Source organism: Hyunsoonleella flava (assembly GCF_004310325.1).
Classification (GTDB): domain Bacteria; phylum Bacteroidota; class Bacteroidia; order Flavobacteriales; family Flavobacteriaceae; genus Jejuia; species Jejuia flava.
In genome coordinates this window covers 73,442-98,393 of sequence record NZ_SIRT01000010.1, presented here as the reverse complement: position 1 = coordinate 98,393, position 24,952 = coordinate 73,442, and the positions used below count along the sequence as shown (strand labels likewise).

The 24,952-nt window shown below is 34.9% G+C and carries 24 protein-coding genes; 3 read left to right on the top strand and 21 right to left on the bottom strand.

All coding sequences use genetic code 11. The features are described 5' to 3' along the window. Positions 1 to 73: 73 nt before the first annotated feature. The 9 genes from EYD45_RS11985 to EYD45_RS11945 form a co-directional block, all read right to left on the bottom strand. Positions 74 to 319 (bottom strand): hypothetical protein, encoded by a 246-nt coding sequence (locus EYD45_RS11985; RefSeq protein WP_130964797.1) that lies wholly within the window; start codon positions 317 to 319, stop codon positions 74 to 76. Beyond that, entirely contained in the window at positions 319 to 672 is a 354-nt protein-coding gene (locus tag EYD45_RS11980; protein WP_130964796.1) for a hypothetical protein, read from the bottom strand. Before EYD45_RS11980 ends, EYD45_RS11985 begins: the two co-directional genes overlap by 1 nt. Positions 673 to 680: 8 nt before the next feature. Next, the gene (locus tag EYD45_RS11975; RefSeq protein WP_130964795.1) at positions 681 to 2,462 is read right to left on the bottom strand and encodes a chloride channel protein; all 1,782 of its coding nucleotides are present in this window, start codon (positions 2,460 to 2,462) and stop codon (positions 681 to 683) included. Between the two features lie 2 nt (positions 2,463 to 2,464). Then, positions 2,465 to 3,175 carry a DUF6503 family protein gene (locus EYD45_RS11970; protein WP_130964794.1) on the bottom strand — a complete coding sequence of 237 codons (711 nt, stop codon included), beginning with the start codon at positions 3,173 to 3,175 and terminating at the stop codon, positions 2,465 to 2,467. 50 nt (positions 3,176 to 3,225) lie between these two features. Further along, positions 3,226 to 4,980 (bottom strand): aspartate--tRNA ligase, encoded by a 1,755-nt coding sequence (gene aspS, locus EYD45_RS11965; protein WP_130964793.1) that lies wholly within the window; start codon positions 4,978 to 4,980, stop codon positions 3,226 to 3,228. A 208-nt stretch (positions 4,981 to 5,188) separates the two neighbouring features. Then, positions 5,189 to 8,728 (bottom strand): efflux RND transporter permease subunit, encoded by a 3,540-nt coding sequence (locus tag EYD45_RS11960; RefSeq protein WP_130964792.1) that lies wholly within the window; start codon positions 8,726 to 8,728, stop codon positions 5,189 to 5,191. Between the two features lie 17 nt (positions 8,729 to 8,745). Further along, positions 8,746 to 9,924, bottom strand: a complete 1,179-nt coding sequence (locus EYD45_RS11955) for an efflux RND transporter periplasmic adaptor subunit (RefSeq protein WP_130964791.1) — start codon at positions 9,922 to 9,924, stop codon at positions 8,746 to 8,748. Between the two features lie 15 nt (positions 9,925 to 9,939). After that, positions 9,940 to 11,280, bottom strand: a complete 1,341-nt coding sequence (locus tag EYD45_RS11950; protein ID WP_130964790.1) for a TolC family protein — start codon at positions 11,278 to 11,280, stop codon at positions 9,940 to 9,942. Further along, positions 11,277 to 11,888 (bottom strand): TetR/AcrR family transcriptional regulator, encoded by a 612-nt coding sequence (locus tag EYD45_RS11945; protein ID WP_130964789.1) that lies wholly within the window; start codon positions 11,886 to 11,888, stop codon positions 11,277 to 11,279. Before EYD45_RS11945 ends, EYD45_RS11950 begins: the two co-directional genes overlap by 4 nt. Before the next feature lie 180 nt (positions 11,889 to 12,068). Here EYD45_RS11945 and EYD45_RS11940 point away from each other — a divergent pair, with 180 nt between their 5' ends. Together EYD45_RS11940 and EYD45_RS11935 are read left to right on the top strand one after the other, a co-directional pair. Beyond that, complete coding sequence (locus EYD45_RS11940; protein WP_130964788.1) at positions 12,069 to 13,043, top strand: polyprenyl synthetase family protein; 975 nt, start codon at positions 12,069 to 12,071, stop codon at positions 13,041 to 13,043. Continuing rightward, on the top strand, positions 13,043 to 13,459 hold the full coding sequence (locus EYD45_RS11935) for a hypothetical protein (RefSeq protein ID WP_394343499.1): 417 nt from the start codon (positions 13,043 to 13,045) through the stop codon (positions 13,457 to 13,459). The genes EYD45_RS11940 and EYD45_RS11935 overlap by 1 nt, the downstream gene beginning before the upstream one ends. Here the strand turns inward: EYD45_RS11935 and EYD45_RS11930 are convergent. The 11 genes from EYD45_RS11930 to EYD45_RS11880 form a co-directional block, all read right to left on the bottom strand. After that, entirely contained in the window at positions 13,390 to 15,375 is a 1,986-nt protein-coding gene (locus tag EYD45_RS11930; RefSeq protein ID WP_130964787.1) for a TonB-dependent receptor plug domain-containing protein, read from the bottom strand. The two genes, EYD45_RS11935 and EYD45_RS11930, sit on opposite strands and share 70 nt — an antisense overlap. An 82-nt stretch (positions 15,376 to 15,457) precedes the next feature. Continuing rightward, positions 15,458 to 16,303, bottom strand: coding sequence for a hypothetical protein (locus EYD45_RS11925; RefSeq protein ID WP_130964786.1), 846 nt, complete (start codon positions 16,301 to 16,303; stop codon positions 15,458 to 15,460). A 95-nt stretch (positions 16,304 to 16,398) separates the two neighbouring features. Then, a complete protein-coding gene (locus EYD45_RS11920) occupies positions 16,399 to 16,794 on the bottom strand; it encodes a hypothetical protein (protein ID WP_130964785.1) in 396 nt (131 codons plus the stop codon). Between the two features lie 84 nt (positions 16,795 to 16,878). Further along, complete coding sequence (locus EYD45_RS11915) at positions 16,879 to 17,661, bottom strand: ABC transporter permease (protein ID WP_130964784.1); 783 nt, start codon at positions 17,659 to 17,661, stop codon at positions 16,879 to 16,881. Continuing rightward, positions 17,654 to 18,361, bottom strand: a complete 708-nt coding sequence (locus tag EYD45_RS11910) for an ABC transporter ATP-binding protein (protein ID WP_130964783.1) — start codon at positions 18,359 to 18,361, stop codon at positions 17,654 to 17,656. The genes EYD45_RS11915 and EYD45_RS11910 overlap by 8 nt, the downstream gene beginning before the upstream one ends. Beyond that, the gene (locus tag EYD45_RS11905) at positions 18,355 to 19,596 is read right to left on the bottom strand and encodes a nitrous oxide reductase family maturation protein NosD (RefSeq protein WP_130964782.1); all 1,242 of its coding nucleotides are present in this window, start codon (positions 19,594 to 19,596) and stop codon (positions 18,355 to 18,357) included. The genes EYD45_RS11910 and EYD45_RS11905 overlap by 7 nt, the downstream gene beginning before the upstream one ends. 1 nt (position 19,597) lies before the next feature. After that, positions 19,598 to 20,026: a nitrous oxide reductase accessory protein NosL gene (locus EYD45_RS11900; RefSeq protein WP_130964781.1), complete on the bottom strand. Its 429-nt coding sequence runs from the start codon at positions 20,024 to 20,026 to the stop codon at positions 19,598 to 19,600. Beyond that, positions 20,023 to 20,640, bottom strand: a complete 618-nt coding sequence (locus EYD45_RS11895) for a hypothetical protein (RefSeq protein ID WP_130964780.1) — start codon at positions 20,638 to 20,640, stop codon at positions 20,023 to 20,025. The genes EYD45_RS11900 and EYD45_RS11895 overlap by 4 nt, the downstream gene beginning before the upstream one ends. Positions 20,641 to 20,755: 115 nt before the next feature. Then, positions 20,756 to 22,711 carry a Sec-dependent nitrous-oxide reductase gene (nosZ, locus tag EYD45_RS11890; protein ID WP_130964779.1) on the bottom strand — a complete coding sequence of 652 codons (1,956 nt, stop codon included), beginning with the start codon at positions 22,709 to 22,711 and terminating at the stop codon, positions 20,756 to 20,758. 24 nt (positions 22,712 to 22,735) lie between these two features. Beyond that, positions 22,736 to 23,317, bottom strand: coding sequence for a fasciclin domain-containing protein (locus EYD45_RS11885; RefSeq protein WP_130964778.1), 582 nt, complete (start codon positions 23,315 to 23,317; stop codon positions 22,736 to 22,738). 6 nt (positions 23,318 to 23,323) lie between these two features. Continuing rightward, positions 23,324 to 23,821 carry a c-type cytochrome gene (locus EYD45_RS11880; RefSeq protein ID WP_130964777.1) on the bottom strand — a complete coding sequence of 166 codons (498 nt, stop codon included), beginning with the start codon at positions 23,819 to 23,821 and terminating at the stop codon, positions 23,324 to 23,326. Positions 23,822 to 23,936: 115 nt separating this feature from the next. On the opposite strand from EYD45_RS11880, the gene EYD45_RS11875 reads away from it, so the two are divergent. Then, positions 23,937 to 24,371: an RrF2 family transcriptional regulator gene (locus EYD45_RS11875; protein ID WP_233702642.1), complete on the top strand. Its 435-nt coding sequence runs from the start codon at positions 23,937 to 23,939 to the stop codon at positions 24,369 to 24,371. Between the two features lies 1 nt (position 24,372). Here the strand turns inward: EYD45_RS11875 and EYD45_RS11870 are convergent, their stop codons facing one another. Then, entirely contained in the window at positions 24,373 to 24,891 is a 519-nt protein-coding gene (locus EYD45_RS11870; protein ID WP_130964776.1) for an alpha-ketoglutarate decarboxylase, read from the bottom strand. Positions 24,892 to 24,952 lie beyond the last annotated feature (61 nt).

Below are 24,952 nucleotides of genomic sequence, written 5' to 3'. Positions count from 1 at the left end.
CGACGTAGGAGGGATTGAGTAGTGAAAGCCCGACCCTCCCGATAGCTATCGGGAGTGGGTAACGCCCAAATAATTAATACTTGTTTTTCTTTTGGTTTTCGCGCATTTTATCCAAATTTTCCTTGGTAAGCATGTAATCTTTTAAGTTTTTGTCTTTCCAGCGATAATAAGAAAATAACGGGAATACAAGAAGGAATAATACTGCTACACCAGAGCCAATTAATCTTTGAGAGTTTGCGGACTGTATTAAAAATCCTGAAACAATTAATATAGCCGATATAATAAATAATAGTAATGTAATAATTTTTACAATTTTCATTATTTGATATGATCTTTTAGTTCCTCTTTTAATTTATGGTATGTTTTGATTTTTTGTTCTAGTAAGTATTTGTCACTTCTTTTTTTGCTTTTTTCTTTAGGTTCATCAAAGTTACCTGCAACTATCTTCACTGAGACAATGTCGTTTTCCTTTAATTCAGTTAATTTAGTCCACTTAATGTGTTGATTCTCATCAGAATTTAGTCCAGATACATGTAATTCTAAACTTTGTTTTTTCTCTTCCTTTCTCAAAACTGCATTAACAATACATGTTACAATACCATGGTTGTTTTGCAAGCCAGCTCTGGTTAGCAACTCACCATTTAATTTTATTTCAAATCCTTTATTATTCATCCTGATAACTACTGCGTAACATTAATTAATTGGCGTCGATAAGCCGTTAATAACTTAGATTTTGAAATATAACCGTAATATTTGCCATTTTTAATAACGGGCAAATTCCATGCGCCGCTTGTTTTAAATTTTTGCATGATGGTATTCATGGTGTCTGCTTCGTAACTGATGATACCAGCGTCGGCATGCATTAAACTTTCTACATCTACCTTGTCATAAAGTTCGGTATTAAACATCATATGTCTGATGTCATCTAACCTAATGACGCCTAAAAACTCGTCGTTTTTATTGACCACAGGAAAGTGATTTCGTGACGATTTGGCTACTGCGTTTTCGAGTACTTCACGTAACTTCATCTCGGGCTTTAAGATGATGAAATTGGTTTCGATAACTTTATCAATTTCTAACATCATCAGTACGTTTTTGTCCTTGTCGTGTGTAATTAATTCCCCGCGTTGCGCAAGTTTTAAAGTGTAAATTGAATGTGAAATGTAGTATTTGGTAATGGAGAAGGATATGGCTGCCACAAGCATTAGCGGTACAAAAAGCTCATACCCACCTGTGATTTCTGCAATTAAGAAAATAGCAGTTAATGGCGCATGCAAAACACCTGCCATCAGGCCCGTCATACCAATTAATGTGAAATTAGATTCAGAGACTTGAAAATCCAGTCCTAGATTGTTGATAATTTTCGCAAAAGCATTTCCCAATGCGCTTCCCATTACAAGTGTTGGAATAAACACACCACCAACACCCCCAGCACCAAAGGTTGTGGTCATTGCAATAGCTTTGAAAATAGCAATACCTAAAAGCAAGCCTATTACAATCCAAATATTTTCTAAGTCTAAGTTAAAAGGAGTGTTCCCAATGGCTGCAATATGATCGCCTTTCAATAAGTTGTTCATTACCCCGTAACCTTCACCGTAAAGTGGAGGAATAATATAGAGCATTGTACCAATGGCTAAACCACCTATAAGTAGTCGTTTTGCGCGACTTTTAAATTGCTTGAAAAAGTTGGTAATACCAAAGAATACTTTTGAATAGTATACCGACATTAAACCGGTAACAATGCCCAAAATGGCATAGAAACCTATATCGTTGATAACGAATTTGTCGGTAAGTTCAAAACGTAATAGGACATCAGTCCCTAAGAAAAAATAGGAAGTTACAACCGCTGAAACCGAAGCTAACAACAGTGGTACTAGGGAGGCAAAAGCAATATCTAAACTAAAAATTTCTATAGCAAAAATAATGGCGGCAATAGGTGCTTTAAACATAGATGCCATGGCACCAGCAGCAGCACAAGAAATTAAAAGCAAACGTGTTTTCGTATTCATATGGAACAAACGTGCTGCATTTGATCCTAAAGCTGAACCAACGCTAACAGCAGGCCCCTGTAATCCCACAGAACCACCAAACCCTACAGTAAGCGGTGCGGTAATTAAGGCAGCATAAATGTTATATCTTGGGATAATACCATTAAGTTTTGAAATGGCATGCAGGGTAGTTGAAATACCATGACCGATATGCTTTTTTAACCAAGTTTGTTTAATGATATATACCAATAACAAACCAATAATTGGCAGAATAAAATAGAGTGAACTTTGGTAGTCCTTAAATACGTAAGAATTAAAAAGATTACGAATACCGTGCGTAAGGTTTTTAAGCATTACTGTACCCATACCCGCAAGAAATCCCACGAGAATACTAAGCATATATATAAATTGTCGTTCAGAAATATGCTTGTATTTCCAAATCAAAAATTTACGTAAAATACTCTTGAAACCCATATTTAGCGTTTCGATTTTAAAATATCAGTACCCAAATACTTATTATCTTTATTCATATACCAAGCTCTGATTTTTGGCATTTTGATACCGTTGATAACCTCTTCTTCTGAAAGTAAAATATACTCACCATCATTTTTAGATTCATCATGGAAAAACTGATACACTTCCATGGCGTATGTGTCTTTATCAAAGTAGAAATACCAAATATCATTTCCAACGTCATCTTTATAAGTAGCCTTTAATACCCAATATGTTTTGCCTTTGAAGGTTTTAGTTATAACTTCATTATGAATGATGGTGCCAGGGTCTTTCAATTTCATTGGTAAACCATACAGATAGGTGTAATAGTTTTGGTAGAGCTTAGCTCTTTTTTTACTTAAGCGTTGTTCTTTTAAAACGTCTTCGGTAGGATTTCTGTCCCCGTTGAAAACAATAGTAATACTATCTTTATTGATAGTATATTCTGAAATGGTGTCGTTAACTTTTGATTTTACTGAAAAAAACTCATTTGGCAAATCGATAACAATTTCACTATCTCTATTTGGCTTTTTAGGAATTTCCATTGTGATGAAAAGTTTGCCTTTAAAGGTATTCCATGTGCTATTAGGATCGTGATAAGCAATGGCTTTTTCTAAGAGTTGCGAGCCAGTGAGTTCTTGAGAGAACCCAGAAAGTGTTACGCACGAAATGAATAGTATTAGAAAGTGTTTCATCTGAATGTAATAAAATTAACAAAAAATCCCGCAATTGCGGGATTTTGTAGTTATGATTTTAAATTAAGTTTTAAGCTTAATTCTTCAAGTTGTTCATCATCTATTGGTGCAGGTGCGTCAATCATAACATCCCTACCTGAATTGTTCTTAGGGAATGCAATAAAATCGCGAATAGTTTCTTGTCCGCCCAAAATAGCCACCAGTCTATCCAATCCAAAGGCTAAACCTCCATGTGGAGGCGCACCATACTGAAATGCGTCCATTAAAAACCCAAATTGCGCTTTTGCCTCTTCTGGTGTAAAGCCTAAATAATCAAACATTAAGGATTGTGTTTCCTTGTCGTGAATTCTAATGGAGCCACCGCCAATTTCATTGCCGTTTAACACTAAATCGTAGGCATTGGCCTTTACAGCACCAGGTTCAGTTTTTAATAATTCTATTTGTCCAGGTTTCGGTGCAGTAAACGGATGGTGCATTGCATGATAACGTTCTGTTTCCTCGTCCCATTCTAATAAAGGGAAATCCATTACCCAGAGTGGAGCAAATTCATCAGGTTTGCGCAAGCCTAAACGTTCAGCTAATTCCATACGAAGTGCGCTTAACTGTGCACGCACTTTATTGGTGTCTCCTGACAGTACACAAATTAAATCACCAGGTTTTGCGCCAGTAACCTCAGCCCACTTAGCTAAATCGTCCTGATCGTAGAATTTATCTACAGATGATTTAAAAGAGCCATCATCATTACAGCGACAATATACCATACCTAAAGCACCCACTTGTGGACGCTTTACCCAATCAATCAATTTGTCAATCTCTTTTCTGGTGTAAGTGTTTCCTCCAGGTACAGCAATGCCAACTACCAATTCTGCTTTGTTAAAAACATTGAAATCCTTGTGTTGTGCAACCTTGTTTAATTCTCCAAACTCCATCCCAAAACGAATGTCCGGTTTATCATTTCCATACAAGCGCATCGCATCGTCATAAAGCATTCTTGGGAATTTTTCAATGTCAACCCCATTGATTTCTTTAAGGAGATGACGCGTTAATCCCTCAAACGCATTCAAAATATCTTCTTGCTCTATAAACGCCATTTCACAATCTATTTGTGTGAATTCTGGTTGTCTATCAGCGCGTAAATCTTCGTCTCTAAAACATTTTACAATCTGAAAATATTTATCCATACCACCAACCATCAATAGTTGCTTGAAGGTTTGTGGTGATTGTGGTAGTGCGTAAAATTGTCCTTCATTCATTCTAGATGGTACCACAAAATCACGGGCGCCTTCAGGGGTAGATTTTATTAAATATGGGGTTTCTACCTCAATAAATCCTTCTGTAGATAAATAGTTTCTAACTTCTTGAGTTACTTTATGCCTAAAAATCAAACTATCTTTTACAGGGTTTCTTCTGATGTCGAGATAGCGATATTTCATTCTTAAATCCTCCCCACCATCGGTTTTATCTTCAATTGTGAACGGAGGCAAGAGCGCTTGGTTTAAAATTGTTAGTTCCGAAACCAAAAGTTCAATATCACCTGTTGGGATGTTTGGATTTTTCGAAGCACGTTCCACAACGGTGCCCTTGGCTTGAATTACAAACTCTCTACCTAAGTTTTGTGCTTGCTGAATTAAATCTTTTGAAGTACGCTCTTCATCAAAAACTAGTTGTGTGATACCGTAGCGGTCTCGCAAATCTACCCAAACGATAAACCCTTTGTCTCTAGATTTTTGAACCCAACCAGCTAAAGTAACTTCTGTATTAATATGTGCGGCTCTTAATTCGCCGCAATTATGACTTCTATACATTGAATGAAAATTGAGGTGCAAATTTACATAAGATATGTGATTATATATGAATTTGTGGGCTGAATTTGCTTTTCAAATGATGAGATTCTTAAACTCTGGAAACATCGGGACAGGATTAGCGAACAAAATGAAAAGAGCCACAATAAAACATGTGGCTCCTTCCTGCTATTAATTGAATTAGTCAGACAATTAAAAGTCTTTATATCGTCTATGCTTCTTCCAAGCGTTTATTTACGTTAAATACTTCTTTTTGTGCAGCAACCAAACCTACTTTTGCATTTCGGTTTTTGTATAACCACATTTTGAATTTAGTAGATAGGAAGAATAAAATAGGAACTACAATAAGCGTAAGGAATGTTGCAATAAATAAACCATAGATTACGGTCCATGCTAATGGTCCCCAAAAGATTACGTTATCACCTCCCATGTAAATGTTCGGGTCGAACTCACTAAACAACGTAAAGAAATTTATATTCAAACCTGTTGCTAAAGGGATTAACCCTAAAATTGTTGTGATTGCCGTTAATAGTACTGGGCGTAAACGGGCTTTTCCGCCTTTTACTATGGCCTCAACTAAATCATCGGTTTGTAAATATTGCTCATCCTCTAAATCGAGTAGCACCTTTTTTCTATCGATTAGTAATTGGGTATAATCCAGTAATACCACGCCATTATTTACAACAATACCTGCAAGGGAAATGATACCCATCATGGTCATCATAATAACGAAAGCACTCCCTGTAATCACTAATCCTCCAAACACACCAATTAAACTCAAGAAAATGGCTAACATGATAATTGCTGGTTTTGAAACGGAGTTAAATTGAAATATTAAAATGAAGAAAATCAATCCTAAGCCTGTGAAAAAAGCGCCCATTAAGAATGCCATTTGCTTGTTTTGTTCTTCAATTTGTCCTGTATAGTCTACTTTTACGCCATCTGGTTTTTCAGTAAACCCTTTCATTTCATTTTGAATTTGTGAGACTATAGCACCTGCATCTGTAAACCCTGGAGCTAAAGCAGAGTAGAGCGTTACAACACGTCTCACATCTCTGTGTTTAATAGCACTAAATCCAGAATTGTTATTTTGCTTGGCTACTGTAGAGACGGGGATTTCTTTAATTTGACCAGAAGCCATGTCTCTAAACGTAATTTTTTGATTAAAAATGGCACTGGTATTATAGCGGTTTTCTTCATTAAAGCGCACATAGATATCATAATCTTCGCCATCCTTTTTATAGATACCCGCTTTTGCACCAAAAATTGAATTACGTAATTGCTGCCCTACTTGTCCTGCTGTAACCCCTAGCTCACCAGCCTTTTTTCTGTCAACTAAAACTTGCATTGAAGGTTTAGATTTGTTGACGTCAATCTTCAATTCATCGATTCCTTGAATATTTTTAGAGTTGATATAATCACGCATTTTTTCGGCAGTGGCAATTAATTCAGCGTAATCATCGCCTTCCAATTCTAAGTTGATGGGGTATCCAGCTGGTGGACCAACCGCATCTTTTTCCACAGAAATAGCTACTCCAGGATAAATACCTTGCAGCGCTTCTTGTACTTTTTTAAGCAGTACATTACTGTCTGCACCATCTCTATATTTATACTCACGCATGGTAGCCGTTATTTTGCCACGATGTGGCATTTCAGCAGCGGAACCACCATCGGTTTGTGGGTTTCCAGCACCTTCGCCTACTTGCGATACGGCACTTTCCGTTAGGAAATTGAAATCACCTTTCTTGTAAGCTTCATCGTTTATAATTTTGTAAACCCGATCTTCAATATCTTTTGTGATGGCATTGGTTTTTTCAATGTCTGTACCTTCAGGATATTCAATATAGACAATGATTTGGTTTGGTGTATTATCCGGGAAGAACTCCACTTTTGTTCTTTGACTTCCTACTGATGCACCAAAGCCCATAAATGCTATAATCAACAAAACAAACGTGCCTATAGCAATAAATTGTGGTTTTCTTCCGCTTAGTGCTGCACGCAATGTTTTTTCGTAAATACGTTCAGATTTAGGTAGAGTTTTATTTTGAAATGCGTTTGCCCAATTTCGAAGGAATAAACGATAGATCCAAAGTAAACCAACAGTTACAATCATTAGAGTGCCCAACCCTCTATAATCGCCTCCAAAAAACATGATTAAAAGCCCAAGACCACCTACTATAGCTGAAATTTTAATGATGTTTTGAAGCGGCATCTCTTTGTCTTCTGTAGTCATAAATTGTGATACCATTACAGAGTTGAAAAAGATGGCTACGAATAAAGAAGAGCCAAGTACCACAGAAAGTGTAATTGGGAAATATATCATAAATTGTCCCATTACCCCAGGCCATAGTCCGAGAGGTATAAATGCTGCAACTGTAGTTGCTGTTGAAATTATAATTGGAAATGCAATTTCTCCAATCCCCTTTTTAGCCGCTTCAATTCGACTCATGCCTTCTTCGCTCATTAAGCGATAAACATTTTCTACAACAACAATCCCGTTATCCACCAACATTCCAAGCCCCATAATTAGTCCAAAAAGGATCATGGTGTTCATCGTATAGCCTAACATGTTCAAAATCATTAGAGACATAAACATGGACATTGGTATGGCAAACCCAACAAATAAAGCGTTTTTAAAGCCTAGGAAGAACATTAAAACAGTAACTACCAGTATGATACCGAAGATGATGTTGTTTACCAAATCATCAACTTGTCCTATAGTTTTGGAGGATTGATCATTTGCAATGCTAACTTCCAAATCTGGAGGAAATACATTTTCTATGGCATTGTCAACAATTACTTGAATTTGTTCTGCTGCAGCCACCATATTTTTACCAGCCCGTTTTTTTACGTCAAGCATTACAACAGGATGCCCAAACTCTCTTGCATATGTGGTTTTGTCCTCATCCTTGAATGTAACTTTTGCTACATCTCTAAGGTAAATAGGGTTGCCTTTTTCTGATTTTACCACAAAACTTTCAAGCTCGCTTGGGTTTTCAATTTCACCAATTATTCTAATCGTACGACGTTGTCCACTGGTGATTAAATTACCTGCAGACATTGTCATATTTTCACGATTAATAGTATTGATGATGTCATCAAAACTTACTTGAGCTGCCATCATTTTGTAAATATCTACGGCAACTTCAACCTCTTTTTCTTGAGCTCCGCGAATATCAACCTGTTTTATTTCTTGAAGACTTTCAATTTCATCTTCAAGATATTCACCATATTCTTTTAGCTTATCAACTGGATAATCGCCAGAAATATTGATATTAAGAATTGGGATTTCTTCAGACATGCTTAAATCGAAGATGTTTGGCTCTACCTTGGCACCGTTAAAGGTGGGCCAATCTTCACCCGAGGTTTCTGAGTCCACCTCGTCTTTTACTTTTTGCTTTGCAGCCTCAACAGTAATATCTTCATCAAATTCAACAATTACAATAGAGTAATCTTCTTGTGAAGTTGAGGTGATTTCCACAACGTTACTCACTGTCTTTAGTTTATCCTCAATAGGATCAGTTATCAGTTTTTCAATATCCTCAGCGGTATTACCAGGATAAACAGAACTGATATAGATTTTGGTTTCTTTAATTTCAGGAAAGTTTTCCCTTGGCATACTAAAGTACGCACCAGCCCCTAGAAATAGAATGAGCACTATTAACACATACATGGTTGTTTTGTTGTTAATAGCCCATGACGATAACGGAAACTCTTTATCTACCTTTTTGTTTTTGTTATTTTTTGTCATTGGTTGTTACGTTTGGATTAGTTTCCGTTTTCATATTCAAGGATTTTTACCTCCTGACCATCTTTTACACTTCGTGCGCCTTCTTCAATAATTTCATCGCCATTGGCAATACCAGAAAGTACTTCAATATAATCACCTTGGGTTTTTCCAGTGGATATGATGGCGCGTTTCGCTTTAGCTTTTTTACCATCTTTATCTGAAATCGTGTAAACATATTGTTCGCCTTGGGCATTTTCAGAAATAATGCTTTGAGGAATTAAAATGGCTTTATCATTGGTGTAATCGTTAATCTTTAGTTTTGCCGTAAGATTGGGTTTTATAGACACATCTTTTTTGGGAAGTGCAACTTCTACTTTGAAAGTTCTATTAGCTGGATTGATGAAGTTTCCTGCTTGACGCACCTTTGCATCAACTTCTTTGCCCAAAACAGGAAAGTCAACTTCAACATCTTTTCCAGGAACGATTGCTGAAACATAGCGCTCAGGCACATCAGTTTCGATATACATGTCATCTAAATTTACAATTCTGAATAGCTGTGATTGTCCTGGCGCAACTACATTTCCTTGCTCTGTAATTACATCATCAATAGTTCCTGAAAATGGCGCTCGTACTACAGTTTTACCAACTTGTTGTTGTAGTTGATTTACCATTTCTTGTTGTGCCTCATAATTTGATTTCGCTTGTAAAAACTGAATTTCACTACCAATCTTTTGATCCCATAAACGCTTTTGGCGTTCAAAAGTAGTTTTGGCTAAATCTGCCTGAATTTTTACCTGTGCCAGTTGCTGACTTAAACCGCCATCATCAATTTTTGCTAGTGTTTGTCCCTTTTTCACATTTTGCCCCTCACGAACATAAACCCTAGTTAGCACCCCGCCATATTCAGCTGTAATTACTACATTTTGTTTGGTACTCACATTCCCTTGCAGTTCCACAAAGTGATTGAAGACTTTTTCCTCAGCTTTGAATGTTGTGATTAAAGGAATTTTTTCCTGAGGATCTAAGGTTTTTATTTCCTTTTCCAATAGTTTTAACTGTGCTGAAATTTCTTGAACCTGAGCATCTAGCTCTGTTTTTTTCTGCCGTATTTGAGCCAAATCTTGGGAAGCAATAATATCTTCCACAGATGTATTTTTATCACCACCGCATGAGGTTAGTACGATAAGGGCTAAAAGGGTTATTGATGTATATTTCATGATAATGATTGATTTTTAGTTGTCTATTTTATTTGAAACGGTTTCCAGTTCTGCCTTTCTATTAATAACGTCTAGCATAGCCTGTAAAAACTCTTGTTGTGCACTGTATAGTTGAATTTGAGCTTGCCTTAAATCAAAACTGGTAGCAATGCCTTCAAAAAATTTGGTTTGATTTTTAGTTTCTATACGCTCTGCAAGATTTAAGTTTTCTTTCTTGTTATTATAATCTTCCAAAGCAAATTGATAATCGCTTTTTGCCGATTCTATTTGTAGTTTTATACGCTGCTCGGTTTCGGTTAAGTCGTCCTTAGATTTTTCTAAGTTAATCTTGGCGCGTTGGGTTCTAGCACTTTTTTGCCCTGAACCAAAAATTGGAATTTTCATACTTACCCCAAAAAGGCCAAAACCAAAATATTCTTGATCGCTATTTAAAAAATTAAAATCATTACTGAATGAAATATAGCCACCTGTTAAAAATGTACTTAAGGTTGGCAATGCTCTACTCTGTTCTAATTTCACTAAAAGCTCTTTAGATACTTTATCATTCTCGGCTATTTGATAATCAATCGTATTATCAACAGAGAATTCTTCGCTTAACAAACCTAAATCAATATGCTGTACCGTAAGTGTTTCTAAATTATCCGTAAGGTTAGTATTTGCATTAACATCTACACCCAGGGTCATATTGAGCATTTGGTAAGCTACTTTTTTTAACCTGATAGTATTGCTAAGGTTGCTGTTAATACCGGAAAGGGTGATTTTTAATTGTTCTACACTTTCTTCTTCTTCAAGCCCGTTTTCATAAATCTTCGTGATGTCGTCCAGATTTTTTTGAAGCGTAGCTTTGTTTTTCTCTAAAATTTTGACACTCTCTTCTGCAAGCAAAACATTGCCATAGGCATTAATAACCGCTTTTCTTACTTCCAGATCGGTTTTTACTTTGGCATTTTTAGAAATCTCTAAAAACACTTTTGCAGATTGCAAGCCCACAATGTAAGAGCCATCAAAAATAAGTTGAGATAAGGTGGCAGAAGCATTTACATTTTGGGTAGTGCCAAAAATTACTGGAACCAATTCTGAATTAGGGTCGCTAAAATCACTTGGTATTACCGTAACCTGTTGTTTTAAAAAGTTTTGGTAATCTATGCTGCCGTTTATTTGGGGGAGCCCCGTAGCAATAGTTTCCCACTTTTGTTTCTTGGCTGCTTCAATGTCGCGCTGCGCATTTTTGGCGGTTCTATTGTTTTCTAAAGCAAAATCTATAGCTTCTTGTAGAGAGAAGCTTAGGTTCTCTTCTTGCGAAAATAATGTAACAGAAAAAAGCAAACAGAAATATAAAATTAGTTTTTGTTTCATGCTTTTGATTGATTAGAATTGATATAATTATTTAATATTTCTAGTCCTTTTGGAGTACAAATGCCTCGTAGGTGGTATTCCAAATAGTTATTCATTAACGAAGGCATTGAAAATTTATCTTTTGGAAATAGATCGTCATCCTTTAGCACCATCATTGCGTTAAAATAAATTCTGGAGATAAAATCTACATCTATATCTTTTCTGTATAACCCGATTGCTACTCCTTTATTTAAATTTTCTATCACACAATCTTGCATCACGCAAAATTGTCTCTCCTTCAAGTTTTTAAAAATTGTAGGATAATATTTTTGTAATTGATATTGCGGTGAAGATTTTTCATTTTTTAAATGCTCCATCACAAATTGTTTGATGCTATAAATTTCCTCAACAGGGTTTTTTTCTAAAGAACAGATATGGTTGATGCCTACTGATATGAATTCAAAAAGATGCATGGTTGTAGCTTCAACCAGTTTTGTTTTATTATCAAAATGCTGATAAATGGTTTTTTTAGACATGCCTAATTTATTGGCAATGTCGTCCATAGTAACGCTTTTAAATCCGTAGCTTAGAAATAAATTAGTTGCTCCTTGTAAAATTTTGTCCTTCATAATCGACAGCAAATATACCTAAGGAAACTTAAGAAACAATAATAGTTTCCAAAGTTTTAATGTTTTTTTAACATAACAATACTACACATAAGACGTTTTACTTGTTAAAAGGTTGGACATTTTTTTCAATATTTTTTAATTGCATCTTTCAAATAGTTCCAATTACATTATTTTTGCACAATGCTTTCCATAGAAAAATACCAACAAGAGTTTACTGTTTATTTAGAAGCGTACAACACGCTTAAAGAACCTAAGAATTTATACGAGCCTGTTGAATATATTTTAAGTTTGGGCGGTAAACGCCTAAGGCCAGTACTTACTTTAATGGCTACGGATATTTTTAAAGGCAACTATAGAGATGCTATGAATGCTGCTTTAAGTATTGAAGTATTTCATAATTTTTCATTAGTTCATGATGATATAATGGATGATGCGCCTTTACGCAGAGGGCAACAAACCGTACATGAAAAATGGGATGTAAATACAGGTATTCTTTCGGGCGATGCTATGTTGATTATGGCTTATCAGCTATTTGAAAATTATGAGCCAGAAACGTTTAGAGCTTTAGCTAAATTGTTCAGTAAAACGGCATTAGAGGTTTGTGAAGGACAGCAATATGATGTTGATTTTGAAACAAGAAACGACGTTACTATTCCCGAATATTTAAAAATGATTGAATATAAAACTGCGGTTTTGGTGGGTGCTGCAATGAAAATGGGAGCTATTGTGGCTGGGGCTTCAAAAGACGATCAACATAATATATATGAGTTTGGTAAAAACTTGGGTATTGCGTTTCAATTGCAAGATGATTATTTAGATGCATTTGGCGACCCAAAAACATTTGGAAAACAAGTTGGCGGAGATATCATTGAAAATAAGAAAACCTATTTATACTTAAAGGCTTTAGAGTTTTCTTCAAACGAAACTGCTGCTCAGCTATTAGAATTATTTTCATCAACTCCAGAAGATGCTACAGTAAAAGTGCAAGATGCTAAAACCTTATTCTTAGATTCTGGTGCTGCTGAAGCTACAAAAAAGGCCATTGAAGGTTATACCAATAAAGCGTTTACTGTCTTGCAATATTTAGATATTTCAGAAGATAAAAAAGCAGTATTAAAAGCTTTTGGAACTAACCTGATGAACAGAACCGTATAATGCAATTACCAATTGATTTTGAAGGTTTAATAGATGAGGTTAATAATGCCAATCTCTACAAAAAGTTAATACAGCAACTCAACAAGGATTTTTTACTCGCTAATATTGATTTAGATTTTCATGTTGATATTTTGCCTTCAAGTTTGAAGTTAATTTTACATGAAACGGTGTATCAATTAATTCAAGAAAAGTTCTCAGAATATTTAAACTTGCTTTATATTATTGATGTTCCAGAAAAACAAGTAAAAGATATGGATGGCGATGATGTTTTAAAACTTTCTGAAGATGTATCGTTTTTAATTTTAAAACGCGAATGGCAGAAGGTGTGGTTTAAGCATAAGTATTCTCAAAAAAGAAAAGAAGCATTCAAATATAAGTTACGCCCCTGTCTTGCTATATTATTCCAATCGGCATAAGTGGAATAATTTGTATCCAAAAGGTTTTCTACACCGTATTTTAAGATTAACTTATTTGATTGCAAATAGAATATATTTCCAAAATTAAGATGTAGCACCCCATATGCTGGTGTTTCGTTTTCACCATAAAAACTACTGTAATTGCTTTGGTTACCATTGCCTTCCAACTGTAATGATGCATTAAACTTTGGTATGCTATAGTTTATTTCGGCTAGGTATGAAAATGGGCTTATTAGTGGTAAATTTTTGTCATTACTGCCCCTGCCATAATTATAACCGATACAACTATTCAGGGATAATTTTTCAGAGAATTTATAATTTGAATTTAGAAAAACATCAAATATAACTGCATGATCCAGTGCTTGGTAAAGTCTTACTCCATTGGCACCAATGGTCATAGAATTTGCTAAGGGGTCAATTTCCCCAATGATATAATTTGAAAGGTAGAAAAACGAAGAAGCAACTTCGAAGTTTAAGGTTTTAAATTTGAACTTGGTACTTGCGTTAAACTCGATAGCCTTTTCATTTTTAAGATTTGGGTTACCTATATAATCATAGTTATCAAAACTATTAAATAAAAAGAAGCCATAACCCTCACTCACAGAAGGTGCTCTTTCGCCATAACCTATACCAATAATGGTGTTATTTTTACTATACTGTCCAGACATACTTGTTAAAAAACGGTCTCTAGTTTTTTGAGTATCTGGATGAAATATTTGTAGGCTTTCAATACCTTCTTGTTTTGCTACAGTGTTACTGTGATACCCCATTCTAAAAGTCCCGGATATCCGCTCTTTGTCATTTAGTGTAATATCGTCTTTAAAATAAATACCAGTATATAATGTTCTAATATCTGGCCATGTGTACATAAACATGGCAGGTTGATTGGTATCGTTTGGGTACATGGTCATTTCTGCCAAAGAACGATTATAAAAACCGTTAACATTAACAAGAAGATTGTGTTTTTTAAACCTAAAATTACCTTTCGAATAAAAACCATAAGTATCGCTCCACCCAGGCATATCCATTCTTATAGGAACATCGGGCCTATTACTGTCATCCATTATATGGGTTATAGTATTAAAGTATAGCTTAGTCTCTAAGGAAGTAAGGGTATTGGCGGTATTTTGATAATGGTGGCTAACCGAAGTAATTAAAGCTTCCGCTAAAGATACATCCATTGGTAGCGCAGGATAGCCAACATCGGTAGCTTTATCATAAATAATATGTGTTTCTAGGGTATGATTATCCTGCAGTTTATAGCCTCCCAAAAATGAGATATTAAATTTTTGAAATTGAGAGTACAAAACTTCATTATTGCCGCCAGCATCATAATTGTCTGATTTTCTAAAGATAAAATCGGTGTTTGCATAAAATGTCTCACCAGAGTATTCTAAATCTAATCCAGCAATTTTATAGTTTCCATTGGTTTCGTAACCTAAATCGACACTAGAATTTAATCCAGAGTTCTTAAATTTTGATGGATTTACTTTTAAATTGATACCTCCACCTACGCAGTGTCCGTTTTCTGTTCCTTCCTGTCCAGAAGCAATTATAACTTTCTCTAAATTTGATACATCAACATAGGATGTGATGGGATCCATTTTATCAGTGCAGGCGCCAAATATCTGCATACCGTCTATGGTTACATTTAATCTGTCGCTAACCATGTTGTTGATTGATGGTTCCCAAGCATAATTACCACGTTTTATCATAGTAACCCTATTTGCTTTTTCTAGATAGGTGTCAATACTTGAAAGCGTTTTTTCTTGACGATAGTTGCTAAGTTTTCGCTGTGCTACAACAATAACCTCTTTGAGCTGCGTTGTGTCTTTTTCTGGCTTTGGAGCGCTTTCTTGACCAAAACAAAAGCAACTACAAAACAATCCAATATTAATTATAATACCTTTTTTCATGGCTAATGCATTTTACTGAAGCTCTGAAATGAGACTAACTTACGTTAAGGTTAATCTCATTTCATCAGCTTGTTTGTCCTAACTAAAACTCTATCTCTAGATATAAAGAGCTTTTTTCGTTTTGTTCAGTTACATCTTCACCTTTTAAAAGGGTGTTATTGTCATCCACTAGTTTTAAGTTAAGTACCCAATACCCCGTCATTGTTAATGATAAATTGCCATGATACATGCTGTCGGTATTTTTAAAACTTAAATCGGTATTGTTTGGAGAGCTATGATTTCCCATCCCTGGCATTCTAGGATCTAGCATGATAGTATAATCCTTAACTACTGGAAAAGACATCATGTTTTCCATTTTATAAAGTCCAATCATAAGATCGTTAATGCCAATTATTGGGTCATTGGGTTCTATTAAGGCCAAAATATAACGTGTATCGTCGGCGCCCATAATGGTAGTTACATTTTGCTTTTCTGCTTGATATACAGAAATTGTATCTGTAACAGAATAGTCTACATTATTTATCGTGTAATTAAAGGTTAATGACCAGCCAGAACCATCAGTATTTGTCATTTGATAAATAAGCGATCCGTTAAACATCGTTTTTTTGCCCGATACTTTAGTAATTGCAGTTTTTGGACATGAATGTTGCATTGTAGGCATTTGCATTACTGGCACCCATGATATTGTAGCGTTTTCAAAATATGAGTTATTTTCATTATCCTTAATCCTAATAGTTACATTGTTATAGCCTGTAGAAAACTCACCTGTTTTGCTGTATAATTCTATGGTATGGTTATTATTAACTATTTCTTGAATTTTAAGAAGGCCTTCAACCTCATTTAATGTAGGTATATCGTTATCATCAGTAGAGCATCCTGTGGCTATTAATGATATAAATAGTATTGGTAATATATGTTTTAGTTTCATTTTTTTTATTTAGAATAGATTGTAATTACCCAGCCTTACACGTAAATTGGAGTAAGTTGTATAGAAATACAAGGGTTTTTTTAGAATAAAATGAATTAAATAAAAATAGGAGGAGGCGTCTCTACTTCGAAAGAAGTTGTTTTGAAACTTGAGAGTTTGTATATAGTGTTAACTTGGGGTGAAAAATATGATTTTAAAGTAGGCTGCGAGATTTTGAACGAGAATAAGCAAAAAACATCTAGCCCAGTTCTTTTATTTTCTGGAAGTGGGAGCTCACCATTAGTGTCGGTTGTGTTTTCGGCAAGTTGCTTTTTTAAATGGCATTTACCATTACAACCCTGTTGGTCTTCTTTTTGTATACAAAGGGTTTTAGCGATAAAATCTTGATTAATAACAAAATCACCAATAATGGCAAGTGTGTTGATACTATTGGTTAATAGTGATAGTATTAAAAAATAGGCTGTGGTTTTATGTAAAAACACTTTTATCATCACGCAAATTTAAACTAATGTTTTGTAGAAAAAAATGATTGCTGTCATATATTTTAGCACCCTCGCTAGGTAATTATTTTCAAGTTAAAAGTCCTTTTTTCTTGACTTAAAATTAATTCTTAATACAGGTAAAATTACCCAAATCATCAACATTACAAATGAAATAATAAGGCCCAAGCTTGTGCCAAAAAATTGTTTAAATACGGCACCTGTATAACCTAGCAAAGCCGAAATATCCAGTTTTAAAAGAATAAGTGTTCTGGACAAATCTATAGGATTTAATATAGTGCCTAACAAGGAGACTTTATCTAGCGGATATGCTTCAAAAATTATTAGCGACATTAAAAAAAGGCCGTCGTATATTATAGCTAAGAATAGCCACATCAATATGGCGTAACCAAAACCTTTAATTTTATTTTCATTAGAGAGTGCAATGTTAAAAGCCAACGCACTAAATATAAATGTTAAAAATACACCTGTTATGAGCAGTAGCGAAAAATCCCAAATGGCTCCTGATTTAAGCAAACCGTAAGCGATAAATGGAATACCTAAGCCTAAAATTAAACTCATTGAAAGCGAAATAGCAACGCCAAAATATTGCCCTAAAAAGATGGAAGACCTATTTAAGGGCTGTGCTAAAAGCAACTCTGTAAACTCTTTAGAACTATAGTAGTACATAACGCCAAAAATAGTTGCTATTAATGGCACAAGCACAATAATAACATTCATTAAGGTAATAACGGCTTTTGATAAATTATTGTTTAAAAAAAGCAGTACAATCCCTAATACCAAGTAAAAGGCAAAATATACATAACTCCAGCTACTTCGCATTAAATCATAAAAACTATATTTTAAAATTTTAAGCATCTTCTTTAGTTAAAATGTTTGCAATAGCATGTTCAAAATCCTTTTGTTTTGTTTTAGTCTTTAGTTTGGCGATACTGCCTTTAAAATATATTTTACCTTCAAGAATAAAAACGATTTCGTCTGCAACCTCTTCCACAAAACTCATGATGTGTGAGGTTATCAAAATTGTTTTACCTTTCGACTTTTCAGCCTTCAGTAACTCTTTTAAGTGTATTAGCGAAATAGGATCTAGCCCTGTGGTTGGCTCGTCCAAAATAAGTATGGGGCTGTTAAACATAAATGTAAGTACAATATTTACCTTTTGTTTGGTGCCCCCAGATAGTGTGCCAAGTTTTTTATCTAAAAAAGGTTCTAGTTTAAATGTTTTTATTAGTGTTTTGTCATGATGTGTGTCACCTCTTAAATCTTTAATCATCTTGATTAATTCATTAACTTTTAGATTGCTTGGGAAATTTGCAATTTGAGGTAGATAATCAATTTTATGTCTGTAAATAGAGTTATTTTTTATTGAAACATCACATACTTTAATGAGTCCGTTATCTGGAATTACCATGCCTAAAATAGATTTGATAATTGTAGTTTTTCCGGAGCCATTAGGTCCAAGTATAGCAAAAACACCACCTTCATTGATGTTAAGATTTACACCGTTTAACACGTTGTTTTTCCCAAAGGTTTTATGTAAATCTGTAATTTCTACCATGTTATTTGTGTCATTAGCGGTTCACTATCAATCAGGTTTTCTGGCGTAAATACTGGTGATACTTTTTCAGAAAAATCAATAATATCTGTAAAAAGGCTCCTAAGAAGTACAATACTTTCAGGTGTTCTATTTACCAAATATGAAAATAGTTTTACGGGCCTATATGGAATATCACCTATACCATTTTTATCTAAATCGTATCCGGTGTAGTTGCTCCAAAAATTATGTTTGAAGGAATTATTATTGAGGTTTCCAGAATACGACAGATCAAAAGAATTATATAAAAAATTGTTTTTAGTATACCTATTGTCATAGCAAGCGCCATGAACTTTTATGGCATATCCATTATTTTTAAATGTGTTTTCACTGTAATTTATTCTATTGGTGCCGTCGGCATTTATACCTACGGTGTTCTCCTCAAATATATTGTGCTTTAATTCTGCATCATTAATTTCTTTTAAAAGTATCCCGTAAGAAGCTGTTCCCCAGTTTTTCTTGAAAATGTTACTATACATTTTAATTTTTTTTGAAAACATAACGGCTACACCAGCTCCATTGGCTTCAAAAATGTTGTTCTCGTAAGTATTGTTGTTAGAAAACATAAAATGCAAGCCATAGCGCATGTTTTTGGTAGAGTAATTATTTGCAATGTATGAGTTGTTGCCAAACTCAAGATAAATACCATCTCGCATACGGCGTACATCATTATTTATGATTTTTATATTCTCACAATGCCAAAGGTGTATAGCATTTCCAGAATCTGCCTCTGCTTTTCCTTCGCCAGATATAATGTTGTTACGAATGAAACCGTCTTTAGATTTTTGAATTAAAAAGCCAAAAAAAGCATTTTCAACCGTTATATTTTCAATAATAAAATCGTAAGATTTGAATAACAAAATAGCAGCATACTCTTTGGTATAGCTAACTTTAATATTTTTAAAAGTAAGATTTTTGATGCTGATATCGGTAGCTTCAACCGAGAAACCATAACCGTTTTCTTGTGTGTCTACAATGGTACCTTCTTCACCTAAGATGTGCAACGATTTTTTGTAGATAACAATATTAGATTCATTATAGACTCCAGTTTTGATAAAAATAGTATCACCACTTATAGCATTATCAACAGCCGCTTTTATACTCGAAAACATGCAACCCTTTTTACAAACGGTAATAGTATTAGCTTGAATAAAGCAGGTTGAGATTAAAAAAAATAAAATGCTAAAATGGATTTTCATTTTAATTGAGTTTGTTGAAAATACCATTCCAGTCGTAATATTTGGCCGATGTGCTATTGATGGTTTGTTTTGCAGTTTCAGTGGATTTAAAGCCTGTAAGGTTAGCGCCCATTGGACTTAAAATTTCTTCGCTTATAACATAGCTCGCAGTTTTTGCATCTATCATAATACCAGGAGTATTGTAGTTCACTATTAATACCTGGCTTTCTGGAATTAAGTCTTTTTTTGGTTCAAGAAAGCGAATCATACATTCAATAGCATCAAATTTATATTGCTTGCCCTTACCAGTTACTATTTGTGCTGCATGAGTTTTTGTAACAATGGTCATTTTACAATAATGGCACATGTCTGTTCCGTAGTTTATAGGTTCCGCTGTTTTGCTGCAACCAATACAAGTGTACATTAATAATAGGAGGGCAAAACGTTTCATGTTACCACAGTTTTAGTTTTTTTATTACCTATCCAAAACCCCAAAAATGTTAAAAACATACCAAATCCCATCATATAGGCACCAGTATGAGGATAAGAGTGTGCCACAAAATTTAGGATATTTTTTGTTCCAAATAAAGGCGGTTTGTAGCTTAATGGATTTCCGTTAGCATCAGTCATTTTCATAATGGCTTTTGGATCTAGATTGGTACCGTATTCTATCATCCAGTTGTTAAAATCGTACATGCCCAAAACACCTAAAACAATCATTATTACTAACCACCCTAAGAACCATTTAGGAGAAATACCTTTAAAAAACCCTAATAATCCAATAATAATTCCTAGAGCTGCCATACTACCAACTACTTTTGGGAATACGCTAAACTCCCACATCTCGTCTGGTTTTGGTAGTTTACTCATGCCAATATAATGATTAAGGCCATCAATATTTTGTAAATCGTGTTTCTCTTTTCCCTCTAAGCCATCTAAATGAATATTCATACCAATACCATTTGGATATTGAGGTGCTTCAAGTGAAATGCTCCAAAGAGGAAAGATAAATAGCCCAAGTAGTAATGCTGAACCAATAATCATAAAGGTGCTTGCTGATTTCATCTGCTTAAAATTTAAAAACGAATTTTAAAACATTTTTTTAGAAAAAGGGCGAGCAGTTACTACTCGCCCTGGTGAGTTAAATGTATTGTAACACTAAAAAACAATTCAACTCTAATTATTCACCATCCAATGTATACGAAATAGGTACACTAGAATTTTTACCAGACACTCTTACATATCCTTGCATTTCTTGGTGAAGCGCAGAACAAAAGTCAGTACAATAAAATGGCCAAACACCTTCGCGTTTTGGTTCCCAAATAATAGTTTTGGTTTGCCCTGGCATTACTAAAATCTCTGAGGTATTTGCACCTATGATTGAGAATCCGTGTGGTACATCAAAATCTTGCTCTAAGTTGGTTAGGTGCAAATATACTTTGTCTCCCACTTTTACGCCTTCAATATTGTCGGGTGCAAAGTGACTGCGAATCATCGTCATGTTAACATGAACTTCATTACCGTTGCGAGTTACTTTAGCTTCACCTTCGCTTTTTGCGGCGTAAGGGTGTTCATTTTCAGAGAGTTCGTAGTACTTCTTGCTCTTATCTTTTATAATATCTGCTCTTATCCCAGCAGCATAATGAGGTTCTCCATGAGTTGGAAAATCAGATAGCAATTCCATTTTGTCGCCAGAAATATCATAAAGCTGTGCAGAGTGTTCTAACTCTGGACCAGTAGGTAAGTAACGATCTTTTGTAATTTTATTCATCGCAACCATGTATTTACCAAAAGGTTTACGCGAGTTACCTCCAGGAATCATTAAGTGGCCTACAGAATAGAACGTAGGTTGTCTGTCTAAAACCTCCCAAGTGCCTAGTTTCCATTTTACTACTTCAGAAGAAATAAAGAAAGTGGTATACGCGTTTCCTTTACCATCAAATTCAGTATGTAGAGGACCTAAACCTGGCTGTGCTACTACGCCTGCAATAGTGTTTTCATAACTCAAAACAGGTACTCCGTAAGCATCTGCAACAAAGTCTTTGTTTTTAATTGCAGTTTGAATTTTTTCAAATGAATATACACTTAAATCGGTGGATAATTTACCACTACCAATTATATACTCGCCTGATGGATCAACATCACATCCATGTGGTGATTTTGGAATAGGAATATAGAATACAGCACCTTCTACATCTTTGGGGTCAATAGTAATCACACCATCTTTCATTGTTGAGGTTGCAGTGTGTGTTTTTTCATCATAAACGTTGTGCGCGTATTTTCCCGGTACTCTTTTACCACCACCATTTTTAACATATTCGGCAATTTTCTGCCAGTTAACTGCGGCGATATAATCTTTATCGTTTTGAGATGCGTTTACTTCCATTAATGTATTGGCTTCCTCCGTATTGTAACTCGTAAAGAAGAACCACCCGTGAGATTTATGGCGTCCTGGATGTGCCAAATCGTAGTTAAATCCTGGCATATTTAGTTGAAACTCGAGATTCATACGTCCATTCTCTGCTATACTAACGAAAGAAAGCGGGCCTTTAAACTGCCCTTTCATCTCGTTAATTGGCATATCACGTTGTGGATTTGGTACAGCAAAACGAGTTCCAGCTACAATATATTCTGTGTTTTCCGTAACAAAAGAAGATGCATGGTTACCGGCACTATTAGGTAGTTCTATTATCTCTTCGGTTTCAAAAGTAGCTAGACTAACGCGAGCTATTCGAGGTGTGTTGTTCTCGTTAATAAAAATCCAGCGTCCGTCAAGTTCTCCATTAGTTTGAGAAATATCTGGGTGATGCGCATCTCCCCAAGGCACAAATCCGAAAGATGTGTTTAGCATTGGTTTAGTTTCTTCAGAATAGCCATAACCGGATGTAGGGAATTGAGAGAATACAGGGATTTCTTTTAGCATACGTCCACTGGGAAGTCCTGCTACTGTTATATTACCACTATAACCTCCTGAAAAGAATGCATAGTACTCATCGTGTTCGCCTGGTGCTACATAAACTTTTTCTGCTTTACTGGAAGCCAAAGCGCCAGAGTTGTTTCCGCCATTGTTATTACCACAACTTACAAAAATGGTTAGAGCTGTAATGGCTAGTATGTATTTACATATTTTGTTCATATTTATTTATTTTAGTTGTTGTTTTTAATCTCTTGGAAGCATTACATTTTCCATAACATGTACCCAACCATTACTTACGTTTACGGTACCGAGTATTTTGGAACCGTCAATGTAAATATCACCATCTTTTTCAGTTACCTCCAGGTATTTACCTGATGCCATGTAAAGTTTACGCCCTTTTTTAGCGTTTTTTTTCAACATATCAATTGGGTAATTTGATGGTGCTACATGGTGGGTTAGAATAAAAGCCAGTTTGTCTTTGTTTTCGGGCTTAAGCAAATCATTAAGCGTTGCTTCATCTATTTTAGCAAAGGCATCATTATTAGGTGCAAATACACTTAAGGGGCCTACATTTACTAGTGCATTTTCAACACCTGCGGCTTGAACCGCTGCCACTAGTGTACTATGGTCTTTAGACTGTATTGCTAATTGTAATGCATTTGGTGTACCGCCTTTATCTTCAATAAAAGCTTGTCCTGTTTTTTCAGAAGGTGTTTCAGAATTAACATCTGTAGAGGTCGAAGGGGTTGCTTTGTTTTCATTTTTACAAGAGCAAATTAATGCTCCGACTGCAAAAACAAAAAATAGGTGTTTGATGATTTTCATATATAGTTATTTTAGTGTTCTGAAATACTCTAATACCGCTCTAGCTTCTTCTTCGGTTAAATTTTGATTTGCCATTGGTGAGCCATTAAATTCTATTAAAAGTGCTTTGGCTAAAGGGTCTTTTTTAACCATTTCCTCTGGATTTAAAATCATATTCATTACCCATTCAGGGGAACGTCGTTCTAAAATACCTTGTGGAGAAGGACCAATAAATTTTTTATTTGTGCGATGACATGCGGTACACATCTTTTTATATACCTCGGCACCTCTTGTGGCCATTGACTGATCTATTTCTGCTGGTAAATTCAAAGATGTTATAGGACCAACACCTTTGTTCGTTAAATCGATCGTTTTAGATGCAGGTAGCTTTTCGACCTTTTTTTCAACTTTTTTTTCAGTCTTTGTTTGTAGCTTAATTTTTTCTTTCTTTTTTTCTTCCTTACCTCCGCATGAGATAAGTATGGTTACTAGTAGTAAGCTTAAAATTTTTAGTATTGTTTTCATCTAGGTTTGGTTTTAATAGAGCAAATCTATGTTGTTAAAGCATAATATTTCATGATAAAAATCATATTTAAGATAAAAATATCTTTTTTAATGTCGCAAGGAATTTTTATTTTTGATGATGCTTTCAAATTCATCCAAATATGCAGTAAAGGCAGTTTTGTTTTTGGCTTTACATTCGAGCGAAGAAAATAAAATTGTAGTTAAAGATATTGCGGCTCCAATTAACGTTCCGCTAGCTTATATCGCAAAATTGCTCCAAGAACTTTCTAAGGAAAATATTATTTCGTCTACCCGCGGTCCTAAAGGAGGGTTTTACTTAAGCGATAGTAATAAAGAGCAACCTGTAATTAATATTCTGAAAATTATTGATGGAGAAAAACGGTTAACGTCTTGTATGCTAAGCTTAGAAAAGTGCAATGAAGAAAAACCGTGCCCGTTGCATAATATTTTAAGTTCCTCAAGACAAACCATACTGAAAAGTTTACAAGAGAAAACGATTAACGAGTTAGCTTTAGATATTGAAAAGGGCAATTCTTTTTTGCCGTTGTAGACTAAAAGAAAAACCGAACAAACGGTACCCAGGGATCAATGTAAATGCTTTTTTCACTATCGTGCAGAACATTGTATCGAATTCCAAAAATCATGTTCCCATTTCGGAAACCAGCACCCAAGAATAGTGCAGGCGACCAGTAGTTGTCATCATCAGCATTGACCTTAATATCATATCTACGGCTCACATTGAGTTGTTCAAATTCTCCTGAAAGTTGAATCTCTGGAATTACATTATAAAGCCCGATTAGGCTACCTCCTAGAACGGTGGTTTTATAAACGTCTTTTTGATTGTTGAATGTAGCGTTCAACCCCAAGCCCAATGCAACCTGACCGTTGAATTCATAAATAGCACTTGGCGCAATGGTAGCGGTAAAAAATCCATTTCCGAAGTTTAAGCCCAGGCCTCCGCCATATCTAACATTCTTCCAAAAGTCGTTTTGGACGTCTTGGGCTTCACTTTGAAAATTCCCAAAAAACAGAAGCACTAGTATTACTGGTGAAGTTTTAAAAAAAGACATGCTTAATTTTTTTAATAAAGATAATAGATTTTAAGTATAAAAAAACCACGCTGTAAAAGCG

Coding starts and splice junctions, on each gene's coding strand:
- EYD45_RS11940 (WP_130964788.1), top strand. CDS start 12,069: ATGCTTTCCATAGAAAAATACCAACAAGAGTTTACTGTTTATTTAGAA.
- EYD45_RS11935 (WP_394343499.1), top strand. CDS start 13,043: ATGCAATTACCAATTGATTTTGAAGGTTTAATAGATGAGGTTAATAAT.
- EYD45_RS11915 (WP_130964784.1), bottom strand. CDS start 17,661: ATGCTTAAAATTTTAAAATATAGTTTTTATGATTTAATGCGAAGTAGC.
- EYD45_RS11975 (WP_130964795.1), bottom strand. CDS start 2,462: ATGGGTTTCAAGAGTATTTTACGTAAATTTTTGATTTGGAAATACAAG.
- EYD45_RS11875 (WP_233702642.1), top strand. CDS start 23,937: ATGATGCTTTCAAATTCATCCAAATATGCAGTAAAGGCAGTTTTGTTT.
- EYD45_RS11960 (WP_130964792.1), bottom strand. CDS start 8,728: ATGACAAAAAATAACAAAAACAAAAAGGTAGATAAAGAGTTTCCGTTA.
- EYD45_RS11980 (WP_130964796.1), bottom strand. CDS start 672: ATGAATAATAAAGGATTTGAAATAAAATTAAATGGTGAGTTGCTAACC.
- EYD45_RS11930 (WP_130964787.1), bottom strand. CDS start 15,375: ATGAAAAAAGGTATTATAATTAATATTGGATTGTTTTGTAGTTGCTTT.
- aspS (WP_130964793.1), bottom strand. CDS start 4,980: ATGTATAGAAGTCATAATTGCGGCGAATTAAGAGCCGCACATATTAAT.
- EYD45_RS11920 (WP_130964785.1), bottom strand. CDS start 16,794: ATGATAAAAGTGTTTTTACATAAAACCACAGCCTATTTTTTAATACTA.
- EYD45_RS11900 (WP_130964781.1), bottom strand. CDS start 20,026: ATGAAACGTTTTGCCCTCCTATTATTAATGTACACTTGTATTGGTTGC.
- EYD45_RS11925 (WP_130964786.1), bottom strand. CDS start 16,303: ATGAAACTAAAACATATATTACCAATACTATTTATATCATTAATAGCC.
- EYD45_RS11880 (WP_130964777.1), bottom strand. CDS start 23,821: ATGAAAACAATACTAAAAATTTTAAGCTTACTACTAGTAACCATACTT.
- EYD45_RS11895 (WP_130964780.1), bottom strand. CDS start 20,640: ATGAAATCAGCAAGCACCTTTATGATTATTGGTTCAGCATTACTACTT.
- EYD45_RS11985 (WP_130964797.1), bottom strand. CDS start 319: ATGAAAATTGTAAAAATTATTACATTACTATTATTTATTATATCGGCT.
- EYD45_RS11885 (WP_130964778.1), bottom strand. CDS start 23,317: ATGAAAATCATCAAACACCTATTTTTTGTTTTTGCAGTCGGAGCATTA.
- nosZ (WP_130964779.1), bottom strand. CDS start 22,711: ATGAACAAAATATGTAAATACATACTAGCCATTACAGCTCTAACCATT.
- EYD45_RS11950 (WP_130964790.1), bottom strand. CDS start 11,280: ATGAAACAAAAACTAATTTTATATTTCTGTTTGCTTTTTTCTGTTACA.
- EYD45_RS11945 (WP_130964789.1), bottom strand. CDS start 11,888: ATGAAGGACAAAATTTTACAAGGAGCAACTAATTTATTTCTAAGCTAC.
- EYD45_RS11910 (WP_130964783.1), bottom strand. CDS start 18,361: ATGGTAGAAATTACAGATTTACATAAAACCTTTGGGAAAAACAACGTG.
- EYD45_RS11905 (WP_130964782.1), bottom strand. CDS start 19,596: ATGAAAATCCATTTTAGCATTTTATTTTTTTTAATCTCAACCTGCTTT.
- EYD45_RS11955 (WP_130964791.1), bottom strand. CDS start 9,924: ATGAAATATACATCAATAACCCTTTTAGCCCTTATCGTACTAACCTCA.
- EYD45_RS11870 (WP_130964776.1), bottom strand. CDS start 24,891: ATGTCTTTTTTTAAAACTTCACCAGTAATACTAGTGCTTCTGTTTTTT.
- EYD45_RS11970 (WP_130964794.1), bottom strand. CDS start 3,175: ATGAAACACTTTCTAATACTATTCATTTCGTGCGTAACACTTTCTGGG.